The organism is Nocardiopsis alkaliphila YIM 80379 (genome assembly GCF_000341005.1).
Lineage (GTDB): Bacteria > Actinomycetota > Actinomycetes > Streptosporangiales > Streptosporangiaceae > Nocardiopsis > Nocardiopsis alkaliphila.
The window spans coordinates 21,027-43,036 of the sequence record NZ_ANBD01000116.1; the positions used below are offsets into that span (position 1 = coordinate 21,027).

The following is a 22,010-nucleotide window of genomic DNA, read 5'->3' on the forward strand; positions in this document are numbered from 1 at the left end:
CACAAAACCCGTGAGCACCGATATGGGGAACCTCAAGGGAACCATTCGGCTTCACCCTGAGGACCCGAAGAGGACTCCATTCCGCCAGTCTCACCCACCCTCATCCGGATTGGAAGCGTGACAAAAAAGTTGCTCCCAACAAAGCCTGACAGTTACAATAAGCCCGGAAAGTCCTAATTAGAACGCGCACACCCTCGACGTTGCTCTCCTCAAACCAATCCCCTTGAGATCTCCAACGTCACGCGTACATTCATCGGACCAAACCGGGACCAGAGAACAAGGACCATAGAAAATGAACATGAGCAACCTTCCCTCCGCGTCATGGGACCTCCTCTCATTTCTTGAGAGCGCCACCAACTACGTGCGTGTGGCAGGCGGATCCCTCCTCGCCCTGATGGGCACCGCCGGTGTCGTCTGGGGTGGCGTTCTCCTCATCAAGAAACTCATGGCCTCCCAGCAGGATCAGACCAGTTGGGCCAAGATCATCGGTCTGATCCTTATCGGCGGTGCCCTCATGGTCGGTGGTTTCAGTCTTATTTCCACCATTGCCGCAGGTGGACGTACCACCATTGAGGACCTGGGCGGAGGCATGATCCTCCTAGGGCTCACCGACTAAGGCAAGGCACCATCGCACCATCGTCCTGAAACGTGGCAGCGCAAAAGTAGGCACCAATGAGGGTCGACGGCGTAAGCAATCGTCGGCCCTTTACGCTTCCCACGGGTCGACCCATGCTTGAGTGAGGCGGCAGGAGAACGTCACGTGAGTTTAAGAGAAACCTTAACGACGTATGCGGCGAAGATGAAACTGGGACCCCACCACGCCATCGAGCGATTCGGGGTCGTAACCGCCTGTTTCACCGTAACATTCGCCGTCCTCTTGACCGGCACCATTGTTTCGGCCACCGCCAACAATCGGGCTCGGTTGAGCGAGACCGCGCTTTACACCACCTCGTTCACCACGTCCAGGACCGAACTGTCCGGCAACGTCGAGGGGGTCTACACCAACAGCGACAACGACCGAGCACTGGTCCTCATGCGGTTCCGGGACTCCAGTGCCGGGTCGTTCTCGGCGGACGCCGCCAACTACCAGGCCTTTCTCACCGGCTCCAACGAGCGACTCGACACCCAGGCGCTCAGCACGGACATCACCGGATCCATCGTCGTCTTCGGTTCCACCGGCTACCTGGGGGTGGTCCTCGAGTCCGACGCGCCATTCGCCCAACAGATCATGAGCCTGACCTTGCGGGCCAACAGTGAATTGGTCTACTCGGAGGATTCGAATCGAAAACTACGTGAAGACCTTCAGGACGACGGCTCCTTCCTCGAGTTCGACCAATGGCGCGTATTCCTCAATCCCGGCGCCTCCGGCACCATAGAAGCGAATTCCCTTGAAGGAGGCCGTGTCGATCCGAACTCCCTCTACTACGAACTGGTGGTAGCCGAACAGGAGGAGGAAATACGCGCTGAAATGGAAGAGCAACTTCTTCAGATGCGTGCGGCACTCAACCGTATCGCCGAATATGACGGAGAGATGAGCCGCGTCAACGTGGACGGAGTGTTCATCGAACCACCTGAAGTTCCGCGACAAATATCCGGTGACAGCATCACAGGGCAAGAGGCCGAAGAAGAAAACGAGTCCACACTGGCATTGGAGACCGACTGGGTACACCCGCGCGGTTACGACTTCGACTGGCGTAAAGGCTCGGTCGATGAAGGTTACCTAGACGACATCATGCCTGCGGAAGAAACCTCTTACGTCACCTTCCTGAATGAAAAAGCCCGCGCCTCGGATGAAGAAAGCTCCCTCATCTCCGCCAACGATATCGAATGGCTTCTGACCGATGGAAACAACCTCAAGGAATACGGTCATTCCGATCAGTCGATAAAACCCCTACGAGACATCATGAACAACATGACGACGGCCTATCAGGATTACTCTCGCCTCAAAACCGGCTATCAAGTCGACTCCTACAGCGCTCTGTTGGAACTGGAAGTAATGTTGCGCGGCGTTGAATCATCCGGGTCGGTCAACACGGATGAAGAGGTCTTGATCACCTACTGACCCCGATCGATGGTGCGGATTATCCAGGGGAATTCAGCGAAGCAAAGGGAAGAAGAGAGGGCACCATGTCGGAAATCGCTGGTGGGGCCGGGGGGACGCGGCCCTCGATCCCAGGGTCGAGTGGTAACCCCTTAGGCCCTGGGGCGGGAGACAAACCCTTGGGCCCCGGCTCGGGAAATAATCCCTTGGGTGGATCCGGGGCGGCCGGACAGGACGTCGCGAAGGGGAGACCCGACACCGGTGACGGCTCCAAGATCGGCCCGGGCACAGGTGCCGAGGAGGGGTCGGAGGCAGGAGGGGGCGCAGGACGGGCCACGCCCCCCGATCCGGCGAAGGGCCCGGCCGGTGCTTCGGAAGGCGCGAGCGATGAGGGCACCCCCTCGTTAGGTGCGGGCGGCACTTCCGAGGCCGCCAAGGACGGCCCCGAGGGGAACATGGGCAGCGTCGCCAAGGGGGCTGGAGCGGCCGTGGCCGTCCCCGCCGTCGGGGTCGCCGGCCAGCTCATGATCTTCATGATGTTCCTCAAGTGGCTCAAGAGCCTGATGGCCCAAATAGCGGCCATGCTGTTGAACTGGTTGAACGCCCTGTGGAATCTCCTCATCGCCTTTGTGAAGCCCTTGGTCGGTATCGCGCTGGCCGTGGGTGGAGCGATCGCCGCGCTCGCGGGCGGAGCCGTCAGTGTGGCGGTCGGGGCCGTGGTCTCGGGCACCGCCGTACTCATGGCCTTGGTCTCCGTCGCCGTCGTCGTGGCGAACGCCGTCACCCAGGGCAACAGTGCCGCCCAGCATGACGCCCTTCCCCCGGACTGTCGGCCCATGACCGAGGCGACCGTGCGCGAGATCGACGACAACACCCGGTCCGCGAACAACAGTAAGGCCATGGACGAGATGGCCGAAAAGCTGTATTCAATCCTTTCTGCATGGGGAATGCAAGACGAGAATATCGCCGGTGTTCTAGGAAACTTCGAAGCCGAATCGAACATCGATCCGACAACCGTTGAGACGATCTACGACGAGGCTTATGAGATCGGCCCGCGAACGAAGGCGGCGGAGGAGAACGGCTTCAAGATCGAACTCATCGACGCCACATACGCTGAGGAATGGCCCGCCATCGAGTTGGCGGGAATCGGGCTGGGGCAGTGGACCAACGGCCGCAACAAGATGCTCACCGACTACGCCGAAAAGACCGGTGGAAAATGGTCCGATCTCGAAACCCAGCTCAGTTTCATGATCTCTGACGATGATCCTACCCGGGTTCGCTTCGTGAAGGACCTCATCGAGGAGCCCTCCGGGTCGATTTCGGAGTCCACCGAAGACTGGATGGTCGAATGGGAAGGCTTGTCGCTGAGTGTTCCCGCCAACCCACCACGACTGGCCGAACGCCAAGAGCTCGCCAACAGGTGGTTCGCGAAGATGGACGCCTGGGAGGCGGACGAGGAACTGGCCGACTCCATCCTGGAGCAAGCCGAGGCCACTCTGGGTCAAGCCAACCAGAACCGCCGTTCCGCGGTGATTCAGGATTGCCGCACCGCCAACATCGGTAGTGGAAGCGTGGTCCAGGCCGGTGAGCAGATCCCCTGTGACTCCCTAGGGGCGATGCACCCGCACGCCTGTGCCATGCATGAACACCTCCAAGAGGAGTTCGGTGGATTCTTCCTCTCGGCCGGGGGCCAGCGCAACGAGCCGGGCAGTAACCACCACAACGGCCAGGCCATCGACTACATGATGGCCGACTTGGGTGAAGTTCCCAGCCAGGAGATGTACGACTCGGCGATCATCGTCATCAACCACCTCATCGCCAACTCCGAAGAACTCAATATCAGCGGAATCCTGTGGGACGAACGTAAGTGGGCGGCCGGTAACGACCCGGTCGGGGAGTGGGGCGATGAGATAACCCGGGACGCGGGCGGTCGTGGGAGCAACACACAGAACCACATCGACCACATCCACGTGAGTGTGGGTCCCGATCCCTTCATGTGATCAACGAAGAGGGGCCTCAAAGAGAAAAGAACTTCGGATAGCGATACCGCGGGGAGAACGAAGGGTGACCGAGAAAAAACCCTGGCACCGGATGAGTCGCGAGGAGGTGATGGGACGCCTCGACGACTACCAGGCCAAGCGGAGGGCCGACCGTAGAAGGTTGACCGGCGACGACGTGCAAGAGATGTTGCGCGAGCGCCGGGCCGAGCGCCGAAGACTCAAGAGGGAACGCAAGGCACAACGTGCCAACGGGCCCAAGGCCCGCCGCGATGTGGGCCGAACGATGCGGTCGAGCCTGGGCTGGGCGCTGTTGGCCGGAGTGGTCGGCATCGGGTCATTGGCGGTCTCGAGCACCGACACCGCTCAGGAGCGGTTCGAGGACAACGAGCGGACCATACTCCTGCTCACGGGAGAGATCCGCGCTTTGGAGGAGAACACGTGGGACGAGGCGGAGGCCTCGGGCCTCGAAGAGCGGCTGGAGCAGGCCTTGGAGCAGGCCCGTGAGAAGGGCGAGCACATCGCCCGGGCACAGAACACCTACCAGGAACTCCTCGTCGACACCAACGGCACGGAACCACCCGAGGGCGGAGAGGCGAGCGAAGCGTTCGCGGCCGTGGGCGAACATCGCGAAGAACTCGTCGACCTCTTCGATGATTCGGCTCGGATCATCAAGGACGAGGAGTCCTACCACCCCGGCGCGGACAGGTTCTACGGGCCCGGTGAGATCGACGTGCTCTCACCCTGGTACATCCGCTACAGCGATGAGAACCGCGGTACCTACGCCAAGGCCTCGCTGAACTCCTGGGAACTGGTGGCGGTGTCCCTGAGCGATTCGCCCGACTCCATCCACGTGTCCTGGCTCAACCAGGAAGCCTCCACCGGTGACCTGTTGGCCTGGGCAAGGGCCACCTACGACATCCACACCGAGGTGTTCCACAGCCTCTACGTCGGACAGACCACGATCGGGGACCGCCCCGTGGACGTTCCGGATCAGGAGTAGGTTCGATGGGTTTCTTCCAGCGCAACGCCTTCCCCTTGGTCGCGGCCGTGATCCTCGTCGTGGCGGGTGGCTCCTTCCTCAGCACACGAAGTTCCCAAGAGGCCTCCCTGCAAGAGCAGGAGCAGCACATATCCGAGCTGGAGGAACGCAAGGCCGAACTGGAGGCCGAACACGACGAGCGAGAGCGTTCGATCAACGACCAGGTGTCGGGGACCGACTCCGCACGTTTGGAGGCCGACGAAAACCTCATCCACCAGCTGCTGAACACCGCGTTGACCTGGGAGAGCCATGCCGAGTACGAGAGTGCGCGTACCACCATGACGAACGTCTACGGCCTTCCCGAGGACTCCACCTTCATGACGGCGTTCCTACCCGAGGCACCGTTGAACGTGGACGGTGAGGGCACCGAGTATCCGCTCATCGACCTGCTGGGCCTCGACTCACGGGTGAATGATTTCCACACCGAGGTGATATCGGTCCAGGGCACCGAGTACGCCTATTTGGTGTTGGTCGATGTATGGACCACCTCCGACGACGGTCAGGCCAGTGCCCGGAACACGGCGACGGTCATGTTGACCACCGATGGTGCCGGTGGAGTATCCGAGGTCGAAGGATACGCCGCCACCTCCCGGGTGCGTTCCTCCGGTCCCGACTGACCCGTCCCCGGTGTCCGCTGAATGTAAGCGACTTCGCACTAGGGCTTCTTCACGTCCCAGGTGTACATGATTAGTCACTATTGTGGTTCTACAGAACTATTTTTATATATGTCAGAAATGCCTCATGGTCGCATAAGGGAGGAGGTCAACGTGGCCGATGGTACGAACGAACCCTCGACCCCGCCATCGTCTTCCGACGACCTGACCGGACGTCCGGGCGCAGCCCTTTCCACACCACAGGACGAGCCCTCCTCGGCTCGGCGTTCCCAGGGCGGATGCGGAACCCTTCTACTGCGGATCGCGTACTGGTCGGGAACCGGCCTGGGGCTCTTGGGTGCGCTGGTGCTGATGGTCATAGCGGGTGCGATCAGTACCCAGCACCAAGCGCGGTTGGAAGAACAGGCACAGGCCGGGTTCGACGCACAGCAGGACATCACCGCCGCGCAGCAGGACTTGGAGGACCTACCCGCTCAGAACGAGGCCAAGCGCTGGCTACATCAGGCCACCACCGTGGGCGAGAACATCGCCGAAGCACAGAACACCTACCTGGAGAACAGCGGGCCACTTCTCCTCGACGATCTGCCCACCCGAACACCCGGGCTGGGTGAGCGCGATGAGTGCTCTTCCTACCTCGATGAGGTACCGACCGACACACGCGAGTACACCGACAAGGAGCTCACCACCTGCGCCAAGGGACTACGTGAGGAAGCGACCGATGGTCTGGAGCGGCGGCTGATCCCGCATTTCACCACGCGAGTGCTCGATACGGACGGCTTCGACGCGGTGAGCCAGTGGCACTCCCGGATACCGACCTTGGAATCGGACACCTCTTTGGCCGACCATACCTGGACCGCTCACGAAGCCCTCCTTTTCACGCAGGATCTGTCGATCCCCCTGGTCTGGACCCTGACCGACGAGACCGGGCAGATGGTCGCCTGGGTGCACGGGACCTACGATCCGCTGGTCAAGAAGTTCGACCGGATGGTGTTCGGTGCGATCGCCGTCGGCGACACCGAAGAAAACCTCGGCGCCATCGACAGCGATGACGACGGCGAAGAGGAACGAGAGAACGAGGGCGAAGGTGACCAGGGATGAGCCTGGCCGAGATCGAAGCCTACGAGCGTGAGCGCCGGCGTCGTCGCGAGAGGATCCGGCGCATCGTCTCCTGGGCTCCTCTGGGGACGGCCGTACTGATGCTGGCCGTGGGCGGGCTGTCCGTGTGGTCGGCGTCCTCGGGGCATGAAGCCGACCAGGCCGAGGTGGCGACCCTGGTGGAAGACCTCGAAAGCGAGGCGGAGGAAGCCGAAGCCGACTTCCACACCGCCTGGATCAAGTCGGTGGAGGACTCCTCGCCGACACGGGTCGAACGCGTAGCGACCGACGGCGAGACGATGCACGCGCTGTTGCGCGAGGTCGTAGCGGCAGAGGATGACGTCTGGGATCCGCCGCCCACCACCGACGACGAGATCCTCGATCCGCTCCACGCTCTGGTCTCCGAGGGCGTCCCCGGGCTGGATACGGGTTCACGGGCCAGGTTGGGAACCTTCGATCCGGTACTCGTCGACATCGAGGTCGGTTCCTACTCCTACTTCGCCTACGTCGACGTTTTCGACACCGACGACGTCACGGAGGAGGAGGACGAAGAAGACGACCGAGAACCTGCGGTCGCGGCACTGTCGGTGTCCTGGACGACCGCGAACGAAGGTGCGATCACCCGGATCGACGCCCATTGGACCGACGGAATCCCCGAACACTCCTAACACACCCACGCCCCTGCCAGGAGAACAATCCATGAGTCCCGCTCCGTCGGCCCCCAAAAAGAAGACGAAACCCTCCACGACCACATCGACCAAACCCGAAAGGAAGCGACGGGCCAAGGAGAGCGCCGCACCGCGAGCCATCGCGGCCGAACAGGTCGACCAGAACGTCGCGGGACCTGCCTTGGGAGCGCGTATCCGCGCGCGTCTGGGGCCGGGTGGAGCACGTTCGTTGATGCTGGCCACGCGCATCGGTTCGATGGTCGTCTCCGGCTTGGCCGGCTATGTCGTGGCGATGTTCGCCGCGGTGACCGTGGTCCCCAACGTCTTCCTCATGGTGGCCACCGGTACCGGCATCGGCCCGGCTTCCCCCTTGGAGACACAACTGGCGCACTGGCTGGCGCCCAGCCTTTTCCTCATAGGTTTGATCTTCGTCCTGGTGCTGGTCGTGGTGCGCTGGTTGTGGCGTGCCCAGCGCCGACTGAGTGAGAAGGTCCGGCGTGCCCTGTTGGGCGAGGAAGTCGATCGCTGACCCCCGAGATCGAAGAAAGGCGATCCGCGTGATAATCGCACCCCTGCGGATGACCGACCCGTGGTTCCACCGCTTGGCCCGAAACGACGAGGCCGACGCGCAGACCTTGAACGGCGTGTCCTGTGACATCGCCGTGCGTATGGAGACGGTGTCGATCCTCCACCATGACGCCGACCAGAACTACCGTCCCTACCTGCATCTACGTGGACAGCTCACCCGGATCCGACCCGACGTCGTCCTGCCCCACGGCATCACCGAACTGCGGTTTCGTTCCGGGTCGGAACCGACCATCGACGCTTTCTACGAGTTCGACACCGATCAACTGAGCGAACTGGTCCGCAAGGGCTACTTCGGTCCCCGTTTCCGGGTGCCCGACTCCATGATCGGGATCATGTGGGAACTGCCCGCCGAAGCCGACCTCCTCGTGATCGCACCGGAGGACGTCGACCAGCCCCCGCTGGTGTTCGTGGACGTCCGCGAGCAGAACAGTGCCGTGCTCACCGAGGAGAACAGTGGATACGCCCTCGCCGAGTACTTCCCCGACTATTCGATCGAGAATTCAGAGCAGATGGTGGCCGAAGCCCAGACCGCGGTGCCCACACACTCGGAGCAGATTCAGGATCTGTTCGCCGACGAGGAGCTCGACGAAACCCCTCACGGCCGAGCGGGGTTCTCGCGTCGTGACGTGCCATCGGGACAGAGCGCGATGGAGCCGCTCCCCAAGGGCGCGTTCGATCGCTTGCTGGAAGAGGTGGAGGCTCGGCGTCGCGTTGAGGAGGCCGCCAAGAAACCCGGAGTGGACTACGTCCCCGATAGCCCCGAAGGGCTCCTGCGGGAAAGGATCACCCCCGCTGTGGAGCAGGCCTTGGTCGACAGGCTGGAACGTCGCACCGAACACGTCGTCGAGGTCGATCCCGACTTCGATGGCTTCCTCGACTTGGACGTCGAGGACGAGGATGGAGTCCGATGAGACGGGTGTGCCCACCGTGGGTCTGGCTCAGAGGAACCCGCACGGGCGTTCCGCGGCCCGGCACGCAGGGGGCGAGCGGCAAAAACGGGAGGGCGACCATCGGCCTGGCGTTTGATCCGGACTCGCACAGGACGTACCGACCTGATGGGCCCACCAAGGCCCTGGGCCCACGCGTCTCACGGAAGGAAGCGGGGCGGACGGGTCCGCGCTCGGATAGCCGGTGACCGTGCTGTGGACAGTGGGAAGGTGTGGCTTTGTGAGCCCATCGGGAAGGTGTGGGCGAAGCACACCTCATTCGCGCGGCCATCGCGAGACCCCGGAGCTTTTCTTGGTTTCCCGATCCGCGAAGAAGTGGTTTCTTCTTTACCTTTGAGGCTTGATGGATAGTCGCATTCCAGCTGCTTGGCAGGCCCACTCTCAATGGCCATTTATGGCCATCCCAAAAAGGCTTCTACCCTGCCACCACAACATGGTGACGTGCTAAAATCTTGATGATTTATGAGCAAAATATGAGTGGAATTGAAACGCAGTCGTAACCTTCTTGTCCACAGAAGGCGGTGTTAGTTGTTCACCAGGCCTGACGGCTCCTTCGACGACGAGCGCAGCGCTCTCTATCCGAAGTTGGCCAAGTACAGCGACCCTCTCAAATCCCCCGAGCGTGAGATCGTCGGTCGCGAATATGAGATTTCCCAGCTCATGGCTGCTATGTCTCGGCCTGAACTGTGCAACGCTCTTTTGCTGGCCCCTCCCGGATCGGGCAAGACCGCATTGGTTCAGGCAGCCATGGTGGTGGACTCCAAGCGGGTCTATCTGGAAGTGGACCTGGCTCGAATGATCTCCGGTCTGAGTACCCCCGACGAGATGGCGGCACTGCTCAAGGGCCTGTTCGACGAAGCTGAACGGTTCAGCGTCGAAGAACAAGTGGAACTAGTGCTGTTCATCGACGAGTTCCACCAAGTAGTCCAACTCAGCTCCGCCTCCGTCGAGGCGCTCAAACCGGTGCTGGCGGCCTCTGGTTCACGTGGTATCCGGGTCATCGCGGCTACCACGTTCGACGAGTTCCATAAGTACGTAGCACCGAACCAACCGCTCATGGAACGTCTCCAACGCATCAACGTGAGTCCACCTGACCAAAGGACCACGATTGAAATCCTCAAGGGAATGGCCCGGCGTTACGAGGTGGAAGATCAGTTCTACGACGACCACCTTTTCGAACTGATCTACGATTACACCAACCGGTACATTCCAGCTTCGACCCAGCCCCGCAAGTCGATCCTGGTACTGGACTCGATGGTGGGTTGGCATCGCTACAGCGGACGCCCGATGGACCGCGCCCTACTGGCCGACGTCCTCATGGAATCAACCAACGTCAACGTAGCCTTCAGTGTTGACGCGGTGAAAATCAAACAACAACTCGACAGTGCGGTGTTCTCCCAGGATTTCGCTACCAGTGTGGTCGCCAAAAGGTTGCAACTATGCGTTGCAGACCTTAACGATAAGACGAAGCCGATGTCTTCCTTTTTGCTCACCGGCTCAACTGGCACAGGAAAAACCGAGCTCACCAAACAGCTCGCTAAATTGCTGTTCGGTGACGACCAACGCCACCTTATCCGGTTTGACATGTCCGAGTTCGCGCGCGAAGAGTCTCTGGATCTGTTCCGCTCGGAACTGACCAAGCGCGTATGGGACATGGGACATGCTGTTCTACTCTTCGATGAGATCGAAAAGGCTGCCTCAGCTATTACAAGAGTTCTTCTCCAAGTACTCGATGACGGCAGGCTTTCTGATGACAACGGCCGCCAGGTATCGTTCCTCAACACCTACATCGTTCTCACTACCAACGCGGGATCAGAGATTTACGAAACGATCGCCCAGTACAACGTGGACGATAGCGGGTCGGGCAAGGAATTGTTAGAAAAAATGAAGGAGATCCGCAGGTCGATCTCCACCACTCAGGGTGATAACAAGTTTCCGCCCGAACTGCTGGGACGAATCGACGCTATCGTCCCTTTCCAGCCGCTCTCACGCGAGACACAACGAAAGATCGTCAAAAACAAGCTTCGTGAGATGCGCCGCGAAATCATGGTCAAACATGGGGTTCGGGTCGAGATCGCTGAACGGGTACTCCAATACCTTATCGACGACCACGGGGACACCGACTCCAACGCCGGAGGCGCTCGTGCGGCGATCTCGAAGATGACCGAAGAGGTCACCACTTCCCTCGCCGCCTTCATCAACGCCCACCCTTATGAACGAGTCCTACGGGTGGACGTACGCGGGACGATGCGTAGCGAGGACAAGGGGCTGCGCAAGAGTGACTCCTATGTCGAGGTGACCGCGGCCCGGTAAGGAGATCGCCGGAGGAGGCAAGGTCTCATCAGGCCGAAAGTGCCTCTACAAAGGCTGATGAAAAAGCTGGTTCGATACGTCTGGTACGGATGAGAGAGGGTGTGCCGATGGGATTCCTCGATGGCATGCGAAAGAAGGGGGCGGTCGATGACACGTCCTCCACCGGTCCGAAATCGAGCGCCTCGCAGAGCGGCGACGGCAAGAGACGCGCCAAACGACGAAAGCCCGAGGAGATGCTGGCCAGTGTGGTGCGAGAGAGCACCGTCAACGCCGTCATCGACCTGCTCGGACAGAACGATCCCTTCGTTCTCCCCGGCGGCAACTCCTGGGTCGCCTTGGCCTTGCCGGTGGAGCACATCGGCGGGTTGAACAAAAAGCAGCAGAAGGACGAAGCCAAGGGCTCGCTCATCGAGCTGATCAACAACGACCTCATCCAGGCCATCACCACTCGCTACCTCCTCGACCGGGAGATCCTGGGAATCATCCCCACTCCCCGGACCCTGGAACGTATGGAAGAGTATTCGCTGCTCACCAACGCCAGGTACCACTGGATGGTGCTGAGTCCGAGCTCGGATGGCCAAGAGCTGGTGGTCAGCCCCATCAACGACAAGGAGGTCGGTTACGCCGACGCGGTGGCCGTCGCCAACGGCAGCCGCGACTTGACCGACTACTTGCCGCACGTGTGGGCCTGGACCCAGGCCATCGACGACCCCGCCACCCCCTCGAACGCCACGGGCGTCACCGAGGCGGGCCCGCTTCCCCACATCGACGCCACGGGCCCTGGTGAAGACGGTGGCGACCGCGTGGCCACCCCCATCGACGACGGTTCTCCCTTGACGGACGCGGCGCGCCCGGAGGTCGAGGAGGGTCTCGACGACGAACCGAACGAGGCCCCCTCGCTCGGCGAGGACTGGCTGGGTTACGAGGAACCCGAGGAGCCGCTCAGCGGGGAGGCCGATGAGGGCGTGGACCAGTGGGTCTCCGACGACCTCGGTGGTGTTGAAGCGGTCGAATACGATGAGGACGACCACGGGGAGGAAGAGCCCGGCCCCCGGACGCGGTACGTGGAACACAATCGGGACCGAGAGTTCACCGAAGAGCAGGTTCGTGCCACCATCGCACGGCGTTTCCTATCCGAGGACTTGGACCTCGAGGTCGCCCTCGACGAATTCGAGGCCACGTTCAACACCCAGGCCCCGGCGATACGACTGGAACCGGGTGGCAAGGCCACCGACTGGCTCGGCGAACAGGTCTCCTTGCTGGCCGACCAGGCCAACTCCGAGTTGGAAAGACTCCACCACGACCATCGCGAAGAACTACGCAACCTCTTCGTCGAGACGATGAGCCTGCACGCCGAGTCGGTCATGCGGGCGGTGGACGAACAGCGTGAAGGTTCGATCTACCACATGCTCTTGGCCGCTGCCGAGAAGGAGCACGGCGAGCTCAAGGCCAAGGCGCCCGAGGACATCAGCAACCGGCGCACCGAGATCACCCGGCATTATGAAAAGGATGCCGATGATCGAGCCGAGATCGCGGCGGCCCAAGCCCGACAGGCCTTCTGGGACAGGAATCGTCCGGAGTTCGAGCGCAGAATCGCCGATGTGGCCCTGGAGATCGAGCGTCGAAACGAAGAGCGCTACACCCACCAGCGCCAACTGATGTTGGAAATGCGCCGCAAGGACGCGCACACGCGAATGCAGATGGGCGCCACACGCGCCTTCCAATTGCTGTCGGAGCGTGAAGCAGTCCATCGCGAAGCCGAGATGGAGTTGTTCGATCGCTGGAACGTGAAGATCACGCGTTACATCGACGATAATCGAAAACAGGATATCGCCCGCGCCGAGGCACTGGCCGAACAACTGAAATTGGACACCAGTATCGAGAAGATGAAAGCCGAGCACGCTCAGCGAGCAGAAGAACTCAAGAGCGAACACGAGGCTCAGATACGCAGACTACAAGGCGAACTGAGCAGGCTGACATCCGAACTGGAACGCAACCGTGAACAGGCCGCTGCTCGGATTCGTGAACGCGAGGAATCCTGGCAGCACAAATCCCAAGCCAACAACCAAATGTACACCGATCTGGTTGAGAAGACGCGCAGCATGACCAACACCATGCACCAGGAGTACTCAAGCCAACTTGCTGCGCTGGACCGCGCCAACCGCTCCAGCGCCGAGGAACTGAATCGCATAAACAAGGCCCAGAGTCGCACCAACAAGATCCTCTTCGTTCTCATGGCCGTGATCTCTATGGTGGCCATTGGTGTAGGAATCATCATCGGGTGGTGGCTCGGGTACGACACCTTCAGCCCTAACGCAATGATTCTCCCAGTGTGGTTCAACTAGACCCATCAAAACCATGAAGCAGATCAACGGTTACATCCAAGGCCCTAACTCCATAACTAGAGGAAACGCCTTTTGACACACTCGGAAAAATTATTTGATTTCCGTTGGGTCAGCAGATTGATCGATTTCAAGCGCATGCACCAATGAAAGGCGCACCATGGCCAGGAGAAGTTCTAGCCCTAGATCGGGCGCCTGGGACAAGCTCTCCTCACGCAAAACCAAGGAGACGAACGCCAACCGCGACGTCTACGAATCTCAGCAGCTCGATCGTTCCCGCATCGAACGTAAGCGAAGTCGTACCTCACGCAGCGTGCTCGCCGTCACGGCGAGCATTCTCGTCGCCATGTTGGTGTGGGCCCTGTGGTCGGCGGGTCAGGCCACGGTGAGCATCGTGACCGCCTCCTTCGGTGGGCCCGTGGTCCCCGACTTCATCGAACGCGAGAGGCTCTCCCCCACCCGGTACTGCTACCACGTCCTGGACGAGACCGGGCAGGTGATGACCGAACGGCCGTGCCACGAGACCGAGGATGAGGCTCTGGAAGACCCACCTCAGTGGGTACTCGACGACCTGACGGCCCAGCAGAGAGAACTCGACGCCGAACGTGAGGGCCGACCCGACACGCTCTTGGGCTGGATCCTTCATCTGGACTGGAGCAAGCCGGTCGTCAGTCTCGGCACCGGCCTGGCCCTGTTCGGTGTGCTCTACCCACGCCTCATGCGCAATCTGGACTCGCAGAACCTGCTGCACGACACCAGCGACATCAACCAGAACCACGGCGACCAGCACATCGCCCTGCCACAGGAGATCGTGCGCAAGTTCGACTGGTTCCCCGATGCCGGTGCCCACTCGGGTGTACAGCCCAACTCGATGATCAGCCACGTCATGATCACGAACAAGGGTCTGGCACCGATCCCGGTCGCTCAACGCGCGAAGGAAGACGTCCACGACTCCGAGGGCGACATCGAATACCTCCAGGGCGAGATCTTGCGCGATGACGAGGATCAGGCGATCACCAGGAAAATGCCGTTCATCGACGAGAAGTTCGGCGACGCCCTGTTCGAGGCCTCGGGCCTACCTAAGGACAAGTCCCTCCGTAAACGTTTCGACACCACGAAGATCCCCTACAACCCAGATGGCAAGGACCGCGAAAAACTCGGAAAGTACAAGACCGTCGCGGAAATGATCAACGATGACTGGACCTTCCCCGAATATGAGGTCCAGCGTCCCGCCGGTGCCTACATCGTCGACACCGCCCCGGTCAACACGATGGTCTTGGCCATCACCCGCGCCGGCAAGGGCCAGACCTACATCGAGCCGATGATCGACATGTGGTTGCGCGAGAAGCAGCCCAACAACATGGTCATCAACGACCCCAAGGGTGAGCTACTGGTCAAGCACTATGTGCGGGCCGCCATGCGCGGCTTCCAGGTGGTGCAGTTCAACCTCATCAACGCCATGAAGACCGACATCTACAACCCGCTCGGGATGGCGGCGGAAGCGGCACGCGAAGGAGACTCCACCAAGTGTGCGATGTACATCGAAAACATCGCCGATGTCTTCTTCCCCCTCGACAGCGGCGAGGACCCGGTATGGCCCAACGCCGCCAACAACGCCTTCAAGCGCGCCGCCTACGGTCTCATCGACTACTACTTGGAAGAAGAGCGTGAACTACGCGCCTACGCCGCCCGGGTGGGCATGGACCCCAAGGTCTTGGAGACCAAACTCGATGAGAAATGGGGCAAGGTCACGCTGTACAACTGCTACCAGCTGTTCGTGCAGCTCTCGGCCAAGAAGGTGAAGAACCCGGTCCAACTGGTCGAAGAGAAGGCCCAAAGAGGCGACTACGGAAACCCCGACGATGGCACGTTCCGTGACGCCGAAGCAGAAGCCGATCTCGAGGAAGCCGAACGCAAGGTTTTCTTGTGGGAGGGCAAGGAAGAGCTGGACATGCTCACCTTGTTCTTCAATGCTACCAACGCGCTCCCGAACAACTCGATGCGCACCTTGGTCGGCAACGCCGACAACGCCCTGCGAGCCATGGGGGCGGCCGAGAAGATGCTCGCGTCCGTGTACGGGATCGCGATCACCGCGATGAGTTTCTTCACCGACCCGACCATCTCCACGCTCACCTCGGGCACTCCCAGTCAGAACACCGACCTGGGCGGCCTGAGTTTCCCTCGGCGCATGGGGGTGCGGTTCACCATGAACTACCTCAAGCGCGACCACCTGATCGGCTCCCAGGCCAAGTGGGACGCCTACTCCGACCCCATGTTCACGGAGGCGTTGGGCGCGGACTTCGAACACGAGGACATCGTCTCCCGCGAAGGTTGGGCCCGCTTCTACTTCAAGGGCAAGTTCAGCAGCGATGTCGCCTACATCCGGCTGCGTCTGTTGAACCCGCAGAGCGGCATGCTGATCCGAACCTTCTACTTCAAGTTCACCAAGGACTACCAGACCTCACTCAACGGCCGATTCTTCATCACCGACCCGGTCACCGACCAAAAGATCGTACGTAACGGCATTCTGCTGGAGCTGAAGAAAACCGATGACGGTTCCTTCGAACCGGGCCACACCACCTACCCCCAGGTGCGACTGACCAACATCACCGGGGACCTTCCTCAAAAGGAAATGAGCCAGGCCAACGCCATCGTGCAGACCATGGTGCGCTATTCGGAGCAACCCAAGGCGGTTTTCTTGGTGACGCCGCCGCACCTGATGAAGTACGCCAAACTCATCCTGATCCTGATCAAGCAGCTCGTCGATTTGAACTTCGACAAGTCGTACATGACCAAGGAGAACCAAAAACCGCTCTACAAAACCCGATTCATGCTCGATGAGCTCGGCAACCTCCAATCCGAGGGCCATGGAATCTCCGGGTTCGAGACGATGCTCTCCATCGGCCTGGGCCAAGACCAGCAGTTCACGCTCATCCTCCAGACCCTGCAGCAGCTGCGTGACGTCTACGGTGAGAGCGTGGACAAGATCGTGCAGGGCAACACCTCCAACATCGTCTTTCTCAAGAGCACTGACGACTCGATGCTCGAGACGTTGGAAAAGATGTCGGGGAAACGCCACACCACCTACATGGATTCCAAGACCGTGACCCAGGACAAGGGTCGGCTGATCAAGGGTACGAACGTGGAGAGCAAGGTCTCCTACACCATGTCGACCAGGGAAGAGCCGGTCATCAGCTACAACGACTTGGCATTCATCTCCGAACGCAACTCGATCGTGTTCCGAGCGGGAGACCCGCCCGTGTGGAATCGCAACGAGATGATCCTGCCGATGAGTTGGCGATTGTTCAAAGACACGATCACGCACCCTGGCCATGACTACACGCTCCAGACCATTCCCACACTGTCCAGCGCGGTGGACTTCGACGTACGCATGAACCAGCCCGATTTCGAGGCGATGCTGGCCAAGCGCATGCAGCAGGCCGAACTGGCCGTGGAGTGCCGTGAAAAGCACAAGGCGGCACATGGCCTTTCCGAGGCCGACATCGCACGATTGGACCCCGACACCTACGCCAACGAGGTCATGGAACTCGTGGACGCGGCACGCGGTGAGGAGTACGCCCAAGAGCAGGGCCTGAGTGGTTCCGCCGAAGTCGACCCCGAGGACCTGCAGGGCGTCATCGACATGGACGACATGGACTGGGAGTACGACCAGGCCCTGCAACAGTTCGTCGACATCCAGCAAACACGGATGGACGAGTTCCGGATGAAGCGCTACGCCGACAGACTGATCAGTCGTGACATGTTGGTCCACTTCTCCTCCGATCCTGAACGGCCTCACGCAGGCGCACTGGATGGTCCGTTGGACGGACAGATCATCGAGGCGTACAAGAGGGCGCGGTCGGCACTGGAACAGGACGGCGACCACTTCTCCACGGGCGTCGACGGCTCCCTGCGCAGTGCCGACGGCTCGACGGTCTACATCTCCCCCCAGGACGAGTCCGAGGCGATGCGACGACTCCAGCAGGCCAACGAACGCGATGGGGAACGGGTGTTCTTCGAGGATCCCGAGCAGTTGGCCGACCTGCACGGCTTCCGTGTTCACGGAGCGTTCTACGAATTCCTCGCCGAGAAGAACGGTTGGCAGGACTTGGCCCGCGGTGAGTTCGACCAGGCCATGGCCGATGTCATGAGAGAGCAAGGGTAGCCACGGCAAGAGCCGGTGAGGGGAGCGCGGTCGATCGAGCTCCCCTCACCCGCCCGCAAGCCTTGGCGGACGAGTCCAGAGCAGGGCTGTTCCAGACTCGGAGACGGTCGGCGTCAGCATGTGTTCCGACACGGTGCCCGTACGTCGACGTGGGGATGGCTGAAAAGTCGCCATCGAACCGCGACCGGTCAGACGACTCCTGGTTCGGCGCGAAGAGTCGATGACTTCCGCCGGCGAATCCGGACGAGCGAAGACCTCGCCCCTTGGATCCTTTCAAGCACGCTACCGGGGCCTCCCCACACTCCTGAACGGCTTGGCCGGCATCGCTCACCGAGGATGGAAAGATCCTGATCCCGGCCGAACAGCCAGGCTTCTCCATTGACAGCAAACCTTAGGATGGTTTCCGAATCAGCCTGCATATGAGGAGAAAAACATGCCCCCCAACCGAGTCAGAACTCTCAACCTACGTCGTTTTCTTGGCGCGTGTATCGCCTTAGCGATGCTGTGGGGTTTGTTCTGGCTGTTATTCCTGTCCGGGTTGACAGATCCGTTGTTGGAATTGGCCCGTCCCGGCTTCGATTATTTGATCGCGATGGTCAATGAGCCACTGGGGATCGACTGGGGCGGACGACTACTGGCCATTGCCGTGATCGCCATCCCTCACCTTCTTGTGCTGCTCTTCATCTTCGACCAGAACTAGTGCCGTAGAAAGGGACATCAGGGGGTTCTCTCCTCCTGATGTCCCTTCCCGGCCTTCTTTCGGCGTCGGCAGGTTCTGAACCCACGGTCAGAGAAGATAGGATGACAGGTCGAACGTTTCACTCGAGGCTCTTGGGACCCGGTGCGGAGCAACCACTCTACTAAGACTCACCGCTCTCGATCTCGAGCCTGGGCGTACGCCCGTTCTGGCCCTGATCGAGCATCTTCTGTTCCGCGGGCCAGTCCGTCTCGGCAGCCCGTTGCATGTCCCAGCCGATGCCACCCTCCCGCGCGATGCGCTCCGCTGCGTCCCTTTCCATCTTCTCCCATAGCTCATCATCTTCACCCGGCACGAAGCCGAGAACTCTCTTGAGAACTTCTTCAAAGGGTTCCATCCTGCCGCCTTTCCCTCTTCTGATAATGCTCGATGTTCATCTTGTGGGGACTGTTACTCAGTCACCGAATTCGTGATCCCCGGATGGCTTTGCTCTTGGAGCACTCGCCTTCGGGGGCGTCTCGTCAGGCCGTGTTCCCTGTGCGGCCAACGTTCTCAAGGCCGTCCCACCAGGAGCTCTGTGCCGCCCCGGAGGCCTGCCCGACGCGAACGCTCGCGACGTCTCCGGCCTCTGCTGCCCTGGAGCCGGCTCCTCGTGCACGGCCCCTACCCCGGTCTCGGCGAAGGTCCCGGGCTCGACCCTTCGCCAATGGTCCCGCTTCGGCTCGGCCCGGACCCGCGCGTCCTGTGGCCGCTCCCGATCCCAGGGCGCCCCCTCATCGAAGTCTCCGTATTCTTCGATGAGATCACGCACTCCTCGTTCCCAGTCGGGTCCCAGGGCCCGGCTCCACTGCGTCGCCATCTGTGGATGCGTACGCTCCAGCTCCCGCCAGGCCTCCAGGACCCCGCCCATGTGAACCAGTTTCTGTTCTTGGGCACTGAGTCCGTCCTCACGCATGGACGTGAACATCGCACGAGAGCGCTCGAGTCGAGCACGTGCCGTGGGGTCCTCGGTCAACTCGACCGATTCGGGGTATTCACGGGTGGCCGAGCCGATGGCGTACTGCTCCAGGACCTCGCCGAACTCCGCCGGGCCACGCGCGCCGGCGAGTTCTCCGTACACGGTCCGAGCCACTGCGGTGCGATGCTCCTCCGCGCTCATCGGCTCTCGCAGCGTGAAGGCTCCGCCGGTGATCACGTCCCCGGCGTAGGCGTCGACGTAGTCCCCGGACCAGAGCTTCGCCGAGCGGTCGGTACCGGGCAAGATGACGTTCTGCGGTTCGCTCTTGATGAACCTGCCGTGTCCCAGCTCGGAGAAGACCGCCGCTTGTGCGGGGTCGCGTTCGATGAGTCGACCGACGATGACGCGCATGTCGCGCTGCACCGCCTCACGGTCCAACCCATCCTCGTCCACGTAACCGTAGAGTGCGCTCAGGGCACTCTCGTAGTTCTGCTTGATCAGTTCCCGGTCGGCGCCGGGTTCGCGCATCTGGTCGTAGGCGTTCTGGGCGATACCCACGTGCGCCAGTGCGGCACTGCGTTCGGTGAACAGGTCGCGGTCGCCTCGTTCCATCCTTTCGATGCGTTCCAGGCGCTTGCGGTGCCGGCGGCTCATGCCCTCGCGTCCTTGGCCGGTCCTGGCGTGGTGTGCGGCCTCCTTCGCGCGGGACTTCTCACCCTGGGCGAGGATTTTGGCTTCGCGCCGGGACCGTCTGTCGATCTCCCACCCCATGCCGGTGGCCACCTGTGCGACCTGGTCGCCCACGTAGGCACGGAAGTTGGGTGAAAGCAACCACATCGCCGTACTCATGCCCACGGTGGAGAGCACGTTTTTGAAGTTGACCCCGCGTCGGAGCGGCTTGAGGCAGTGGGCCACCATCCTCGACACGTACTCCTGGTGCCGAGCGCTGAGTTTCCTGCGTCGAGCCTGATGCCCCTGTCCTGGTGCGGTGACATCCGATTCACGTAGGTAGCGAATGAACTGCTCCTGCGCGCGCTGAGTATCGAGTTCGAGTTGGGCCAGAGGGTCTCCGTTCGCCGCTTCACGCCTGATTCGTCGTTGCTCGCGGCTCAGTTCGCGCTCATACCGTTTGCTCTGTTCACGCGGATCAGCGCTCTTGCGCTCACCGCGCTGCCGGTGTGCTCGCCGTATCCGTTGCCCCGCACGGGCACCGGCATCGCGTACCTTCTCCCCCAAGGTTTCGATGATCTCGGCGCTCACGACCCTGTCATCCGACCCCGGTGTACTGGGGTCCGGATGCTTGGCGGCACCCAGGTTCCTTTTCTTCGCCCTCGCCACGACCCGTTCCTTCCTCATCCCTTTGATCCGCCTCGATCCGGAGCCGGGCCGAGGCGCGCGCTTGGATCCCCATCTGCGGGACGGCCCTTCCGGCCGCCGGTCACGGCCTCCATCGCCTACGCGAACCCTGTGTCGTCGCAGGTGAAAGCATTCACTTCCGGAACCGGCCTTGAGAAATGCCCCTATTCTCTCGGCCGCTTCCGCATATGGATGCAGAATTTTCTTCAGCTATCAGCATTTTTCCAAAGCACATATTAACCGAATCTCGCATGAGTCCTCAATGTCCAGAGGGCGGCATCTACTCAGGCTCCCGTCCTGCCTACGCGGGAGCGAGCGGAGCGAAGACATCCTCCATGGCCCTCCATCGCACTTTGAATTACGCATCTCTTCGCCCTTGACCTGCTGTGAAATCATCAGCATCGGCGAACCCGAACACCGACGTGGACACGGTTTCCTCGGCCTCCTCATCCTCTACCGCCTGGTCCTTTGCGCTCCTTGGATCAACGGATCACAAAACGGACACTCGCCACGGCGGACCGCGAGCCACTCCGACATCCGCCGGTCCTGGTGCGAACCAGAGGATGGCCATGCCTTGCTCTCACCTCCGTCAAGTCCTTCCAAGAAACAGCACTCCAGGGCCGCGCTCGGACTTGGTCACGCCACCCGGCCATCAGTCGACGCATGCGTGCCTAGTAATTTCCTGACATGCACATGAACGGAGGGACGCGAACACCGGCACGAGAGCCGGGATCCGACTCCGATCGACGCCTGCTCGTCCCGGACCTGGCGCGAGGAGCGATGCTCCTGCTCATCGCCGCCGCCAACACCCACTATTGGTTCCGCCAAACCCCCGAAGCCCCCGCCGTGACCGAGGACCTCGTATCGAACCTGCTGCATTTGCTGGTCGACGCGAGGATCTACCCCCTCTTCGCGCTCCTGTTCGGCTTCGGCCTGGCCACGCTCGCGCACGAATCCATTCGGACGGGGTCGACCACCGGGCTCGACCGCGGACAGGCCGAGGAGCGGGCCACGGCGCTCCTGCGCGGCCGGGGTCTGGGGTTGGTGGTCTTCGGAGCCGTGCACGCATTGTTCTTCGCCCAAGACATCTTGGGTGTCTACGGCCTCATCACGATCTTGGTCGCCGGCATCGTCACCACCCGCCGCCGGCGGGCAGCGCTGGCACTGGCCGGGACCGTCTGCGTGCT

15 protein-coding genes and 1 pseudogene are annotated in these 22,010 nt (G+C 61.3%); 14 read left to right on the forward strand and 2 right to left on the reverse strand.

The window, feature by feature from the left end; translation table 11 throughout:
- The first annotated feature begins 298 nt into the window (after nt 1–298).
- The 13 genes from D472_RS0116670 (at nt 299) to D472_RS0116730 (ending at nt 18,512) form a co-directional block, all read left to right on the forward strand.
- A complete protein-coding gene (locus D472_RS0116670) occupies nt 299–616 on the forward strand; it encodes a hypothetical protein (RefSeq protein ID WP_152447987.1) in 318 nt (105 codons plus the stop codon).
- A 144-nt stretch (nt 617–760) separates the two neighbouring features.
- Nucleotides 761–2,062: a hypothetical protein gene (locus tag D472_RS0116675; protein WP_239642992.1), complete on the forward strand. Its 1,302-nt coding sequence runs from the start codon at nt 761–763 to the stop codon at nt 2,060–2,062.
- A gap of 434 nt (nt 2,063–2,496) precedes the next feature.
- Entirely contained in the window at nt 2,497–4,041 is a 1,545-nt protein-coding gene (locus tag D472_RS0116680; RefSeq protein ID WP_152447988.1) for a phage tail tip lysozyme, read from the forward strand.
- A gap of 64 nt (nt 4,042–4,105) precedes the next feature.
- Entirely contained in the window at nt 4,106–5,041 is a 936-nt protein-coding gene (locus tag D472_RS27180) for a hypothetical protein (RefSeq protein WP_239642993.1), read from the forward strand.
- A gap of 5 nt (nt 5,042–5,046) precedes the next feature.
- Complete coding sequence (locus tag D472_RS0116690) at nt 5,047–5,697, forward strand: hypothetical protein (protein WP_017605618.1); 651 nt, start codon at nt 5,047–5,049, stop codon at nt 5,695–5,697.
- A gap of 150 nt (nt 5,698–5,847) precedes the next feature.
- Nucleotides 5,848–6,792, forward strand: coding sequence for a hypothetical protein (locus D472_RS0116695; RefSeq protein WP_017605619.1), 945 nt, complete (start codon nt 5,848–5,850; stop codon nt 6,790–6,792).
- Nucleotides 6,789–7,457 carry a hypothetical protein gene (locus D472_RS0116700; RefSeq protein WP_017605620.1) on the forward strand — a complete coding sequence of 223 codons (669 nt, stop codon included), beginning with the start codon at nt 6,789–6,791 and terminating at the stop codon, nt 7,455–7,457. Before D472_RS0116695 ends, D472_RS0116700 begins: the two co-directional genes overlap by 4 nt.
- Nucleotides 7,458–7,488: 31 nt before the next feature.
- Nucleotides 7,489–7,986: a hypothetical protein gene (locus tag D472_RS0116705; protein WP_017605621.1), complete on the forward strand. Its 498-nt coding sequence runs from the start codon at nt 7,489–7,491 to the stop codon at nt 7,984–7,986.
- A 28-nt stretch (nt 7,987–8,014) separates the two neighbouring features.
- The gene (locus D472_RS0116710) at nt 8,015–8,956 is read left to right on the forward strand and encodes an AAA family ATPase (protein ID WP_152447989.1); all 942 of its coding nucleotides are present in this window, start codon (nt 8,015–8,017) and stop codon (nt 8,954–8,956) included.
- A 564-nt stretch (nt 8,957–9,520) separates the two neighbouring features.
- Nucleotides 9,521–11,305 (forward strand): AAA family ATPase, encoded by a 1,785-nt coding sequence (locus D472_RS0116715; RefSeq protein ID WP_017605623.1) that lies wholly within the window; start codon nt 9,521–9,523, stop codon nt 11,303–11,305.
- A gap of 107 nt (nt 11,306–11,412) precedes the next feature.
- Nucleotides 11,413–13,650, forward strand: a complete 2,238-nt coding sequence (locus D472_RS0116720) for a hypothetical protein (protein ID WP_026117777.1) — start codon at nt 11,413–11,415, stop codon at nt 13,648–13,650.
- 157 nt (nt 13,651–13,807) lie between these two features.
- Nucleotides 13,808–17,812, forward strand: coding sequence for a type IV secretory system conjugative DNA transfer family protein (locus tag D472_RS0116725; protein ID WP_026117778.1), 4,005 nt, complete (start codon nt 13,808–13,810; stop codon nt 17,810–17,812).
- A gap of 433 nt (nt 17,813–18,245) precedes the next feature.
- On the forward strand, nt 18,246–18,512 hold the full coding sequence (locus D472_RS0116730) for a hypothetical protein (protein ID WP_017605625.1): 267 nt from the start codon (nt 18,246–18,248) through the stop codon (nt 18,510–18,512).
- A gap of 160 nt (nt 18,513–18,672) precedes the next feature.
- Here D472_RS0116730 and D472_RS0116735 read toward each other — a convergent pair whose 3' ends face one another.
- Both D472_RS0116735 and D472_RS0116740 read right to left on the reverse strand, forming a co-directional pair.
- Nucleotides 18,673–18,906: a hypothetical protein gene (locus tag D472_RS0116735; protein ID WP_017605626.1), complete on the reverse strand. Its 234-nt coding sequence runs from the start codon at nt 18,904–18,906 to the stop codon at nt 18,673–18,675.
- A 57-nt stretch (nt 18,907–18,963) separates the two neighbouring features.
- On the reverse strand, nt 18,964–20,727 hold the full coding sequence (locus tag D472_RS0116740; protein ID WP_152447990.1) for a hypothetical protein: 1,764 nt from the start codon (nt 20,725–20,727) through the stop codon (nt 18,964–18,966).
- Between the two features lie 783 nt (nt 20,728–21,510).
- Here D472_RS0116740 and D472_RS0116745 point away from each other — a divergent pair.
- A pseudogene (locus D472_RS0116745) lies at nt 21,511–22,010 on the forward strand (DUF418 domain-containing protein); the annotation flags it as partial.

Excerpts from the sequence above, each read along its gene's own strand:
- D472_RS0116670 (WP_152447987.1), top strand. The coding sequence starts at position 299 with ATGAGCAACCTTCCCTCCGCGTCATGGGACCTCCTCTCATTTCTTGAG.
- D472_RS0116680 (WP_152447988.1), top strand. The coding sequence starts at position 2,497 with ATGGGCAGCGTCGCCAAGGGGGCTGGAGCGGCCGTGGCCGTCCCCGCC.
- D472_RS0116690 (WP_017605618.1), top strand. The coding sequence starts at position 5,047 with ATGGGTTTCTTCCAGCGCAACGCCTTCCCCTTGGTCGCGGCCGTGATC.
- D472_RS0116700 (WP_017605620.1), top strand. The coding sequence starts at position 6,789 with ATGAGCCTGGCCGAGATCGAAGCCTACGAGCGTGAGCGCCGGCGTCGT.
- D472_RS0116705 (WP_017605621.1), top strand. The coding sequence starts at position 7,489 with ATGAGTCCCGCTCCGTCGGCCCCCAAAAAGAAGACGAAACCCTCCACG.
- D472_RS0116720 (WP_026117777.1), top strand. The coding sequence starts at position 11,413 with ATGGGATTCCTCGATGGCATGCGAAAGAAGGGGGCGGTCGATGACACG.
- D472_RS0116725 (WP_026117778.1), top strand. The coding sequence starts at position 13,808 with ATGGCCAGGAGAAGTTCTAGCCCTAGATCGGGCGCCTGGGACAAGCTC.
- D472_RS0116730 (WP_017605625.1), top strand. The coding sequence starts at position 18,246 with ATGCCCCCCAACCGAGTCAGAACTCTCAACCTACGTCGTTTTCTTGGC.
- D472_RS0116735 (WP_017605626.1), bottom strand. The coding sequence starts at position 18,906 with ATGGAACCCTTTGAAGAAGTTCTCAAGAGAGTTCTCGGCTTCGTGCCG.